Here is a 10,707-nt window from a genome sequence, read left to right on the forward strand (position 1 = left end):
TTCCCCAACACCGCGCTGGTGGCCCTCCAGGTGTCCGCGAAGCAATTCGGCAGCGTGCCGGCGCGCAGCTACCGCATCCGCGGGCTGAAGGTGCGGGTGCCCAGCAACTACAACCCGCAGACGCGCGAGTACTCGGGCACCTGGGACGGCACCTTCCACGTGGCGTGGACGGACAACCCGGCCTGGTGCCTCTACGACTTGCTGACGACGAAGCGCTACGGACTGGGCCGCTACCTGGACGAGTCCCAGGTGGACAAGTGGGGCCTGTACACGGTTGCCCGCTACTGCGACGAGCTTGTGCCGGACGGGAAGGGAGGCCAGGAGCCGCGCTTCACCTGCAACCTCTACCTCCAGACGCAGGCGGACGCGTACCAGGTGGTGAGCAACCTGGCCTCCGTCTTCCGAGGACTCGTCTACTGGGCCAGCGGCGCGGTTTACGTGGCCCAGGACGCGCCGCGCGACGCGGAGTACCTCTTCACCCCGGCCAACGTGGTGGACGGCCTCTTCACGTACTCGGGCACCTCGCGCCGTGCGCGCCACACGGTGGCGCTGGTGACGTGGAATGACCCGGCCAACCACTACAAGGCCGCGGTGGAGTACGTGGCGGACGAGGACGGGCTGCGCGACTACGGCTACAACCCCACGGACGTGGTGGCCCTGGGCTGCACCTCGCGCGGCCAGGCGCAGCGCGTGGGCCGCTGGCTGCTGCACACCGAGAGGCTGGAGACGGAGACGGTGGTGTTCCGCACCGGCCTGGAGGGCGCGCTGCGCAACCCGGGCGCGGTGGTGAAGGTGGCGGACCCGACGCGGGCGGGCCGGCGCTGGGGTGGGCGTGTGGTGGAGGCCACGGACTCGCGCGTGGAACTGGACTCGGACGTCCACCTCGAGGCGGGGCACACGTACTCCCTCTCCGTGGTGCTGCCGGACGGCAAGGTGGAGGAGCGTCCGGTGGCGCCCCTGGCCCCCGCGCCGTACCGCGCGCTGACGCTGGCGACGCCCTTCTCCGCGGCGCCCGTGCCCCAGGCCGTCTGGGTGCTGGCGGCCAACGACTTGGTGCCCACTCCGTGGCGCGTGCTGTCCGTCGCCGAGGTGGAGCCACACGTGTACGAGGTGACGGCGCTGGCGCACCACCCCGGGAAGTACGCGGCCGTGGAGCAGGGCGTGCAGTTGCAGCCCCTGCCCACCTCCGCGCTGCCGTCCTCGTCGCCGCCGCAGGGACTGGCCCTGGGCGAGGGCCTCTACAAGACGACCAACGGCGGGCTGAAGGTGTCCCTCAACGCGCGGTGGACACAGCACCCGGGGGCCACGGCCTACGTCGTGCGCTGGCGGCTGTCCGAGGGCAACTGGAGCCCCGAGGCGCGCGTCGAGACGCACTACTGGGAACTCCAGGACATCCCCCCGGGGCCCTACCGCGTCCAGGTGGCCACCGTCCTGGGCGGCGGCTTCGTCACTGCCTTCGCGGAGGCTGCGTACACGGTGCTGGGCAAGGCGGCCCCGCCCTCGGACGTTGAGGGCTTCACGTACGCCCTCAACGGCAACACCGCCACCCTTCGGTGGGTAGAAATCCCTGACTTGGACAGGGACATGTACGAGCTGCGCCACGGCGGCGGGAGCTGGGAGACGGCCTCCCTCATCGCCAAGGTGCGCGCCACCTCCTTCGAATGGGCGCTGCCCTTCGTCGGCGTCTCCGTCGTGCGCCTCAAGGCGGTGGACACCTCCGGCAACTACTCCACCCACGCGGCCAGCGTCTCCGTCGTGTCCACGCCCACGGTGCCGTCCTCCATCACCATGACGGTGTCGGACGAGCCGCCCCCCTGAAGGGACAACATGCGCTCGCGCGAAAGAGAGCTTCTGGGTGGGGTGTACGACGAAGGCGTGACAGGACAGCCGCGCCCTCGCATCGTCAAGGCGAAGCAGTTCACCATCGAATGGTCGCACGCCGAGGAGCGGCCGCTGCACCTGCTGGCGGGCTACACCGTCGTCGTCTACACAGGGGACAACCCCAACGACACGGACTCGTACCTGGTGGAGCCTGTGAGGGTGGGGCCCACGGAGCGCCGGGTAGTGGTGTCTCTGCGGCCGAAGACGTCCGTGTCGGTACAGGCTGCGGTGCAGACGCGCTACACCAGCGGCGCCGAGGGGAGCTGGCGCGTGCTGGGTGGCGCCGTCGTCGCGGACCCGGACACCGTCACCGTGGCGACGGAGACGCTGTCCAACGTTCCGGACGGCAGCGTCGTCAGCAAGCTGCTGGCCCCCGAGGCGGTGACGTCGCCGAAGGTGGCGCCGGCCGCCATCGCCACGCAGCACCTGCTGCTGCCGCCCTCGGACAACCTGGTGCCCAACGGCTACTCGGAGGCGGGCACCGCGGCGCTGGGCCTGTCGCCCGAGGGAGACTTCCTCGTGGAGGACGTGGCCAACGCGCGCGAGGGGCGCTGGTGCCGGCGCGTGCCCCTCAACGCGCCCGGGTACCGCACCGCGGTGTGGACGCGGCGAATCCCGTGCTCGGCCGGGGACGAGTTCTCCGCCGAGGCCTGGGTGAAGGCGTCTGCGCCCCTCACCAGCAACTACGGCGGTGGTCTCTACCTCTTCTGGACGGACGCCTCGGGCAACTACGCGGGCGCCAACACGGCCACGCCCCTCAACGGCGTCTCCACCAGCTACCAGCGCTTCAAGGTGAAGGGGGCGTGCCCGGCTGGGTGCACCGGCGTCCTCTTCGTCTGGGAGCTCAACGTGGCCCCCGCGGACGTGGGCAAGGCCGTGTACCTGGACGCCCTCAGCCTGCGGCGCTCGGTGACGTTCGACTTGCTGTCGGCCAACACGTTGCAGACGTCCAACTACGCGGAGGACGGCAGCGGCATCCCCGTGGCGGGTGCGAAGCTGGACAACGTCGGCGTGGCGCTGAAGGTGGCCAGCCAGAATCTCCAGGTGGGCCGCTACCCGCTCGAGGCGCTCTTCTACAAGGGGCTCGTCACACTGGACGGCCCGGGGCCCGGCAACCGCTGCTTCTACCGAGGCAACAACCAGGGGGCGGTGCGCGGCGGGGCGCCCAACATCGACAGGCTGCGGGTGGAGTGCGCGGACAACATCACCACGTCCACGCTGTCCTGGGCCACCTGGCAGCTCTTCCTCCAGCCCCAGGCGCTGGACGACAACCTGGACGGCCTGCGGTACGCGCGGGTGGAGTTGTGGCTGCGGCCGACAGCTGGGAGTGCCTACCGCCAGCAGGTGCTGCACGTCGCGCTCACCGACAGGGTGTACCAGGACGCCACCGAGTCCTCGGCCAACAACCAGGCTCGGGCGTCCCTCCAGTACATGTTCGCCGGCTCCGCCACGGCCCTCACCTCGACGACGACGTCCGTCTGGTACTTGCTGGTGTCCGTCGTCAACGCGTACGGGCCCAGCGCCTCGAAGTGGTTCACGCCCGTCTCCATCCGCAACACGGCCCTCGGCAGCCAGTACGCCTCCCCCATTGGCGCGGGCACCCCGGACGGCGGCGGCGGTGGCGGTGGCAGCGACGGAGGCGGCTACTGCCCCGCGCCGTGGGAGCCCATCCTCATGGACGACGGGAGCGAGCTGCCGGCGGAGCTGGTGCAGCCCGGAATGCGCGTCCTCACCCGGCACGAGGTGACGCTGAAGCTGGACGCCTACCAGGTGGCGGCGGTGCAGCGGGCGCGCGCGCGCCGACACCGTCTACTGCTGGAGGACGGCCGCGCCCTCGTCGCCTCCAGCCTCCACCCCCTCTTCGTGGAGGGCGCCGGGTGGATGGCGCTCAACGCCCTGCAGCCCGGGGACGTCCTCCTCGGCTCGCGGCCCGGCCGCGTCCTGGCCGTCGAGGAGGAGGGGGAGGGGGACGTCGTCCGCCTCACCGTCCACGGCGCCCGCACGTACAACGTGCAGGGCCTGCTGTCGCACAACGCCAAGCCTCGCGAGTAGCGCCCCGGAGACTGCCCATGCCGCCCCTCACCCCAGAAGAGGTGTACCAGCGCAACGCCATCGAGGCCCGTCGGCGCGACGTGACATGCCAGCTTGCGCGCGTGCGCGGCCAGCAGGACGCGGCCGCCTCGGCCTCGCGCCACTTCGCTGGCGTCGGCCAGGCGCTCCAGGTGGAGCGCGCGGGGTTGGAGGGCGAGCTGCAGGTGTTGCAGGCCGGGGGCGGGGGACTCACCGACGACTGGGGCAAGTACTCCGCGCTCGAGCTGGCGGCCCAGGAGGAGCGCTACCCCGCGAAGTCCGCGGCCTACGACTGGCTGGTGGCCCACCCAGCGGCCACCTTCCTGGAGGCCGCGGGAGAGCTCGAGCGCCTCATGCTAGAGGCGCGCACCGCGGCGGGTCGGCCCTGGCCGCTGCTGCGCGCGGACGGGCTGCTGCGCGAGTGGCAGGCCAACGCCTTCGCGCGAGGACTCGTCCCCGGCAACACGTGGGAGGTGTTCCGCGACTACCTCCTCAGCATCGGCAAGGACGCGGCCCTCGGCGGCATGGTGTGAGTCGGGCTGCTGGGGGCGCCTGCCGCTCGCGAGTGGAAGCGCTCGTGGAGCGTCTCCACCAGCTCTAGTGCCTCGCCCGCGCCGAGGACTTCAATGGCGGCCTCCTCGGCGGCGCGGTAGCGCTCGCGGGCGGTAGCCAGCCGCGTCCGCGCGCCGAGACTGCCGTCCATCCGCGAGACGGCCTCTGCGTAACCCGCCTCCGTCACCACCAGGCGATGTGAGAGCGCCTCTCGCTGTGCCGTGTCCATGCTGGGCTGGTGGGAAAGCACGCGCCGTGCCGGCGCCGGAAGGCGTCCTCGTCTGCCCGGACGATGCCGGCCATGTCCCCCGCCGCCTCCCCCCGGCCCAGCCTTCGAGAAGACTTCGCCCGGCACGGCGAGAAGCTGGAGGCCGTCGCCGCGCGCGCTGACGAGGCGAAGCGCACGTCCGAGAAGTACGCCATCGACACGCACCGCCTCATCGAGTCCATGCGCGAGGAGTTGCGCGCTCTGGCCGAGCGCATGGCGACGGCGGAACAGGTCCGGCGGATTGAAGAGCACGTGCGCCGTGTGGACGAGCGGGTGGACAGCGTCGACCGGCGCGTCACCGAGCAGAAGTCCGTCGTCGAGGCGGTGCCCAAGCTCGTCGAGCGGCTCAACGAGCGCATGGACAAGCTGGAGGAGCGGCTCGACGTGCAGGACGCGCGGCACGTCGCCCAGGACGCGCTGGTGAAGTCCATCCCCGACTTGTCCGCGCGCGTGACGGGCGGCGAGCACCGCTCCTCGCGCATCGCCGGGGCCCTCTGGGTGGTGGGCGCGCTCGTCGCGGTGCTGGGGCTGGCCGGGCTGCGCGAGCTGGGCCGCTGGTTCGTCCAGGTGGCACCGCCCGCGCCTGCTCTCCACCACGAGGAGCCGGCCCTGCCTCCTCGCCGTCGCCAGTGACTTCCCCGCAGGCTCAGGAGCACGTCGTGCCCCAGCGCAACGCCTTCGTCGTCGCCGTCCTCTCGCAGATGCACGAGCCCTACCGGTGGGGAGGCAAGGGTGAGCGCGATAGCGCCACCAACCAACGTGTCTTCGACTGCTCCGGGTTGGTCACCTGGGCGCTGCGCGAGGTGGGTGGCCCGGACTGGCGGTACTCCCACAACACCGATGTGCTGCTGGCGCAGTGCCTCGCCGTGCCGAAGGAGGAGGAACTGCTGCCCGGGGACCTGGTATTGTACCACCGCAAGGGCGCGCCCCTCGATGCGGAGCACGTCATGGTGCACGTCGGAGGAGGCGTCGTGGTGGGCGCCTCCGGAGGCGGGAGCACCACCCGGACGCTGGCCGACGCCACCAAGGCCAATGCGTGCGTGAAGGTGTTCGGCAGCCTCGACTACCGCGCGCGGCGCATGGGCCTGCGTCGCCTTCCGTTCCGCTCGTGAGCGCCATGTCTTGGCGCGCCGTCTGCGGGCTTCTCGGCCACCGAAACGTCGCCGACGTGGACGTGCCCGCGAGGCGCTCCCTGTCGGCTGCCACGCGCTTCCGACTCCGCTGCGCCTAGCGCGGCGCATGGCCTCCCGTTTCGTCCTCGTAGTCCCACTCGCAGTCCAAGGAGTCCAACCCCATGAAGAAGCTGTTCTCCCTGGCCGCCGTCGTCGCGGTTGCCCTGTTCGCCCCGTTCGCGCTCGCAGACACGGGCGACCCCGCGCCCATCCCCAGCCTGACGTCCATCCTGCTCAACGCGCTGGCCCAGGTGGTGCCCATCCTCTTCGCCGCCGTTGTGGCCGTCATCACCTCGCGGTTGACCGGCCTGACGCAGCGGTTCCAGGCACAGGCCGACTCGTCGAAGCTCGCCGCCGTCGGAGCCCGCGTCACGGCGCTCGCCGAGTCCATCGTTCGGGACGTGGAGGTGACCCTGAAGCCCAAGCTTGTCGCGGCGACGGCCGATGGTGTCCTGACCCCTGCCGAGTTCAAGCAACTCAAGGATGCGGCGCTGGACCAGCTCCTCAAGAGCCTGGGTGAGCGCGGTCTCGCCGAGTTGCAGGAGGTTTTCCAGCTCACCGCGAGCAACGTGGGCACGTTCCTCTCCAGTCTCATCGAGTCCGCTCTGGACCGCATGAAGTCGGTCAAGGCGAGCGCGAAGACGAGCGTGACGGCGCTCGTGGACCCGACGGCGCTCGGCGCCATCGGTGCTGCGGCCGCGCTGGCCCCCGTGGGCTCTGCGGTGGTGGCGGTCCCTCAGATGCCCCGCGGCGGGAAGTAGCCGCGGGGCTCGACCGCGTCCTCGCTGAGGTGCCGGTGAGGACGGGCTATCTCGAGGCCCAGGCCGGCGCGTCCAGCCTTTCAGGCTGGTACGCGCGGCTTGAGGCGGGAGCCCGGCTCCGTCCGGACCTCGGCTTCTTCAGCTTTGCCGAGGCCAACGAGCGTGCGCGGATGGCTGGGATCGGCGCCCGCTGGACGTTCGGGCTGTGAGATTGGGCCAGACGGCGGAGTCCCGTCTGGCCTCTCTCATCGCGGTTTGCGCTTCAACGCAAAATCAGTCGCCTCCGATGCTGAGCGTTCGGCGTGCTTCGAGCGCGGAAGGGTTGGATCAGAGCGCAACGCCGGGCGCAGCACCTCATAAGCGGCCGTTTCTCCACGAACAAAGGAGATTTGGGAACCGTGGTTCGTGACGAGCTTCAACAGCAGCCCACCGCGGACTGCTGCGCCGAACAGGGCCTCGCCATGCTGCTGTGGAAAAATCGTGGTCGTGATTGACTCGTCACCATCGCGACGAATGACGTACTCCTGATGAATCGGATGCCACCGGATTGACTCCATGTCCCCTCCTTGGGTGTCTGCGAGGCTATGCGACCGATAGTGGCGCCGGACAGTGGGGCGCGAGGGCATTAGACCGGAGGCATCGCATGTGCAGTGCGCCTGAAGTCGCAGTCCTACCCGAAGCGCAACGAGCCCCTGCACGTGAAGCCCTACTATGAGAACGACACCCTCACTCTGTACCACGCCGACTGCCGCGACCTGCTGCTGGACCTCCCGTCTCACTCCGTGGACTTGCTGCTCACGGACCCGCCCTACGGGATGGCCTGGGCCTCGAAGTCGAAAGGGGCCGCTCCGATTCGCGCCGACGGCGCGCGCCAGGGGATGAGGGTGTTCCGCCAGGCGCTCACCGCCGCGAGTAGTGTCCTGGCCGAGGATTCCCACGCCTTCGTCTTCTGCCACTGGGCATCGTGGCCGGACTTCCACGACGCCATGGCGCCGCACATGGGCATGAAGGGCGCCCTCATCTGGTGGAAGAACCGTGGAGGCACCGGGGACTGTGAGGGCTCCTTCGCCCCGGACTACGAGGTGGTGCTCCACGGCGCCGGGCCGAAGCGCCGTCCGCTTCTGGGAAAGCGCCACGGCGCGGTGTTGCCTTCCTTCCCGCCCGTCGCGCCGAAGAGGCGCACGCACCCCACCGAGAAGCCCATCGAGCTGATGGTCTTCCTCGTGGCGCGGGGCTGCCCGGAGGACGGCCTCGTGTTGGACCCGTTCGCGGGGAGCGGCGCCACGCTGCTGGCCGCGCAGCAGCTCGGCCGCCGGGCCGTGGGCGTCGAGCTCGAGGAGCGGTACTGCGAAGCGGCAGCCCAGAGACTGGAAGCCGCAGCGCGTGTGTGCTCGGCGGATGCTGCTTGATGGCGTGCGCGCGCACTCCGGGACTCTGGGATGGGCGCTGCTGCTACCTTGCCCCTGTGGCCGGGAGTCCTGTCGCAAGAAGAGCGAGGCGCGTCACCAGTTCCTCCTCACTGGTGAACTCGACCTGGCTCACTTTCAACTCACAATTTCGGAGGTAGGCAACCCACGACGGCATGTCGTGTGAGGCTGGCGTGAGCTGGCGAAACCGCGCATCGAGCTTCACTCTCGACAAGGCGATGCCGCTGAAAAGTCGCGCGCCCCTGCGCGTGCCAAGCATCCTGGTCTCTTTGGTATGGAGCAATGTTTGTTCCGGGAACCACTCTTTGATGTCCTCCCGAAGCCAGCGAAGTCGAGTGCCCTTGAACCGTTCGAGCTTGAGAACGGATTCAAGGTCACGTCGCCCAACAATCACCGTGTCCATTCCGCCGCGCCATGCCTCGATGCAGAGGTGGACTCCGATGATTCGGTGCTGTCGTCGGCAATGTTCCCGATGCGGGCCTGTGCTCATGTGAATGGACTCCCCCTGTGGAGAATGGCACGGAAGATACGCGGTGCCATGGGCGCGCGGCAGTGGTCGCGTGACCCCCAGTGCACCGCCCGCTGCCGCGCGTCAGGGCATGCATGGCGCACCACCGAGGCGACCTGCTCGGCCCACTGTCCCCCGGGAATCACACGCGACGGGACTTATGGCGCTGTCGTGAGGCTCCCGTCCTCCTGGACGCGGACGTGGAGCCCTCCGCGCCCCTCGCCCGAAACGGCGATGGAGTAGGTGCGACCGGTCTCCAGTGGCACGGCGGGCTGCACCTCCTCGAAACCGTTGGGCACCACTCCGTACACGAGGCGCGCAGGGCCGCTGCCTCCGAGCGAGCCGCGGGCGTGGATGGCCCACACCGGCGTCCCGTCCAGGAGGCTGACGCGAACCAGGTCGTACCGTGGGCCCTCGGCGCGGGAGGGCTCGCGGATGACGAAGGCTGGGGAGGGGAGGGACTCCTCCGCGGAGGCGAGCTGAACGTGGAGGGGCGGCTCGCAGGCGCTGGTGAGCGCGGCCACAAGCAGCGCGACGAGGAAGGGAAGGCGTCGGAGGGCCATGGCTACGGTGCCCCCCGGCCCGCGCGCACCTCGCGCAGCGCCGCGTCGAGCTGCGCGGTGTAGTCCTCTCCCTCCAGGATGAAGGGGATGGACGCGTCCTCCAGGTGCCCCGACTTGAAGCCCAGCTCGAGCATCTCCGCCTGCTGTTCCGGATTCATGTCCTCCCATGCCTTGCCCTCGCGCAGGGCCTTGAGGACGTTGTACCCGTCGCCGAAGAACTGCGCGACGAGTGCCTCGCTCATGTAGTCGGTGCCCCCATTCTGGTGCTGCCAGACGTGTCCCACCTCGTGGACGAGCAAGTCGAGCTGCAGCGGCAGGTCCTTCTTCGGGATGTAGATGGTGTCGCCGTGGGTGAACGCCCGGCCGGAGAGGGAGAAGAGCCCCGCGCTGCCCTCCTTGATGGAGATGCGCGAGTAGTCGATGGAGTCTCCGTACGCAGTGCGGAGCGCGGAGACTTCGTCGTCCGTGAGGCTTCGGCGGACCGGCTCGATGCCGAGCAGCGTCTGCACCGCGCTGATGGCGCGCCCGCCGAGGATGAGGGTGGCGTCCAGCGGCGTCTGGAGCCCCTTCACGAGACCCAACCCAAGCTGGGTGAAGCCCTCGCGGAATCGCCCCGTGAAGATGTTGCCCAGGCCGCGGAAGACGGTGCCCACAGACTCGACGGTGTTGCGCAGCGTGCCGACGGTGGCTTCCACCGCGCCCGTCACCAGCCCCCCCACCGCATCGGCGGCCCGGTTGATGGCGCTGCCGATGGCCGCGCCGACTCGGGCGAAGAACCCCTTCTCCTTCGGCGCGTCCTCCGTCGGTGCCTTCGCGGTGTCGGCCTCACTGGGCTTGAGCGCGGCCGCCGTCGACTGCGCCGCGCCGACGGGCACGAGCGTGCTGGTTGCGGACGCTCGCGTGGGGAAGGCCTCGATGAAGTTGTCGAGGCGGGTGGCGAGGGGAGTGGCCTGCATCGCCCGCGAAAGCCCGTCAGCGGGCTCTCGCAGGAGAGGGACAAGAGGCGAAGTGCGTGTGCGGATGGGCTCCATGGTGGACTCCGGCTGAGGTGAGAGACAGGTGGACGCACGGCCTCTCGGCACAGCCCATGGGCAGCTCCGCGGCCAGGTCCGGGTGAAGGCGCGTCAGAAGCCGCAGGTGTGGAAGTTCCCCGCGGAGTTGTAGCGGCAGGCGTTGGGGTTGCTGCACAACGGACGGCACTCCCCGCCAGCGCCGAGGGTGCAGGTGTCGCAGAAGCAGGACGTCACGCGCCCCAGGGACGTCAGGAACGTGGAGCACAGGCCCGCGCTGGAGCCCGTCCGCGCCCCGCAGTTCTCCGCTATGAGAATGCCGAGGGCTGACGCGCAGACGAAGTGCGTGTTGGGACGCGCGGTGCTGGTGCCGTCCGCCGAAGCACAGACGCCGTTGGCGTCGATGCTGCCGCACCGACAGGCCCCGGTGCCCTGGGAGTCCACCGTCTTGCACTGCCCGGCTCCGCACGGGACGACGACGACGCCCGCCTGGGC

At 70.1% G+C, this 10,707-nt stretch carries 14 protein-coding genes; 8 read left to right on the top strand and 6 right to left on the bottom strand.

All coding sequences use genetic code 11. The features are described 5' to 3' along the window. The 3 genes from K8625_RS42945 to K8625_RS42955 all read left to right on the top strand — a co-directional run. Nucleotides 1-1,818: host specificity protein J (locus K8625_RS42945; protein ID WP_223786006.1), on the top strand; the 1,818-nt coding region annotated here is incomplete at its 5' end. A 9-nt stretch (nucleotides 1,819-1,827) separates the two neighbouring features. Then, on the top strand, nucleotides 1,828-3,933 hold the full coding sequence (locus K8625_RS42950) for a Hint domain-containing protein (RefSeq protein ID WP_223786007.1): 2,106 nt from the start codon (nucleotides 1,828-1,830) through the stop codon (nucleotides 3,931-3,933). A gap of 17 nt (nucleotides 3,934-3,950) precedes the next feature. Continuing rightward, nucleotides 3,951-4,484, top strand: coding sequence for a hypothetical protein (locus K8625_RS42955; protein ID WP_223786008.1), 534 nt, complete (start codon nucleotides 3,951-3,953; stop codon nucleotides 4,482-4,484). Here the strand turns inward: K8625_RS42955 and K8625_RS42960 are convergent. Continuing rightward, nucleotides 4,436-4,732 (bottom strand): hypothetical protein, encoded by a 297-nt coding sequence (locus K8625_RS42960; RefSeq protein WP_223786009.1) that lies wholly within the window; start codon nucleotides 4,730-4,732, stop codon nucleotides 4,436-4,438. The two genes, K8625_RS42955 and K8625_RS42960, sit on opposite strands and share 49 nt — an antisense overlap. A gap of 72 nt (nucleotides 4,733-4,804) precedes the next feature. On the opposite strand from K8625_RS42960, the gene K8625_RS42965 reads away from it, so the two are divergent. The 4 genes from K8625_RS42965 to K8625_RS42980 all read left to right on the top strand — a co-directional run bounded on the left by K8625_RS42965 (nucleotide 4,805) and on the right by K8625_RS42980 (nucleotide 6,913). Continuing rightward, the gene (locus tag K8625_RS42965) at nucleotides 4,805-5,404 is read left to right on the top strand and encodes a hypothetical protein (protein WP_223786010.1); all 600 of its coding nucleotides are present in this window, start codon (nucleotides 4,805-4,807) and stop codon (nucleotides 5,402-5,404) included. A gap of 26 nt (nucleotides 5,405-5,430) precedes the next feature. Beyond that, nucleotides 5,431-5,883: an NlpC/P60 family protein gene (locus K8625_RS42970; RefSeq protein ID WP_223786011.1), complete on the top strand. Its 453-nt coding sequence runs from the start codon at nucleotides 5,431-5,433 to the stop codon at nucleotides 5,881-5,883. Between the two features lie 182 nt (nucleotides 5,884-6,065). Further along, entirely contained in the window at nucleotides 6,066-6,704 is a 639-nt protein-coding gene (locus tag K8625_RS42975) for a hypothetical protein (RefSeq protein ID WP_223786012.1), read from the top strand. A gap of 35 nt (nucleotides 6,705-6,739) precedes the next feature. Next, nucleotides 6,740-6,913, top strand: a complete 174-nt coding sequence (locus K8625_RS42980; protein WP_223786013.1) for a hypothetical protein — start codon at nucleotides 6,740-6,742, stop codon at nucleotides 6,911-6,913. Between the two features lie 36 nt (nucleotides 6,914-6,949). Here the strand turns inward: K8625_RS42980 and K8625_RS42985 are convergent, their stop codons facing one another. Then, nucleotides 6,950-7,261: a hypothetical protein gene (locus tag K8625_RS42985; protein ID WP_223786014.1), complete on the bottom strand. Its 312-nt coding sequence runs from the start codon at nucleotides 7,259-7,261 to the stop codon at nucleotides 6,950-6,952. A 141-nt stretch (nucleotides 7,262-7,402) separates the two neighbouring features. On the opposite strand from K8625_RS42985, the gene K8625_RS42990 reads away from it, so the two are divergent. After that, nucleotides 7,403-8,113 (top strand): DNA methyltransferase, encoded by a 711-nt coding sequence (locus K8625_RS42990; protein ID WP_223786015.1) that lies wholly within the window; start codon nucleotides 7,403-7,405, stop codon nucleotides 8,111-8,113. 43 nt (nucleotides 8,114-8,156) lie between these two features. Here the strand turns inward: K8625_RS42990 and K8625_RS42995 are convergent, their stop codons facing one another. The 4 genes from K8625_RS42995 to K8625_RS43010 form a co-directional block, all read right to left on the bottom strand. Beyond that, the gene (locus tag K8625_RS42995) at nucleotides 8,157-8,534 is read right to left on the bottom strand and encodes a hypothetical protein (RefSeq protein ID WP_223786016.1); all 378 of its coding nucleotides are present in this window, start codon (nucleotides 8,532-8,534) and stop codon (nucleotides 8,157-8,159) included. Between the two features lie 263 nt (nucleotides 8,535-8,797). Next, nucleotides 8,798-9,202 carry a hypothetical protein gene (locus K8625_RS43000; protein WP_223786017.1) on the bottom strand — a complete coding sequence of 135 codons (405 nt, stop codon included), beginning with the start codon at nucleotides 9,200-9,202 and terminating at the stop codon, nucleotides 8,798-8,800. Between the two features lie 2 nt (nucleotides 9,203-9,204). Further along, nucleotides 9,205-10,158, bottom strand: coding sequence for a hypothetical protein (locus K8625_RS43005; protein ID WP_223786018.1), 954 nt, complete (start codon nucleotides 10,156-10,158; stop codon nucleotides 9,205-9,207). A gap of 168 nt (nucleotides 10,159-10,326) precedes the next feature. Further along, nucleotides 10,327-10,707: hypothetical protein (locus K8625_RS43010; protein ID WP_223786019.1), on the bottom strand; the 381-nt coding region annotated here is incomplete at its 5' end.

The sequence above is a fragment of the Myxococcus sp. AS-1-15 genome, assembly GCF_020037055.1.
Classification (GTDB): Bacteria; Myxococcota; Myxococcia; order Myxococcales; family Myxococcaceae; genus Myxococcus; species Myxococcus fulvus.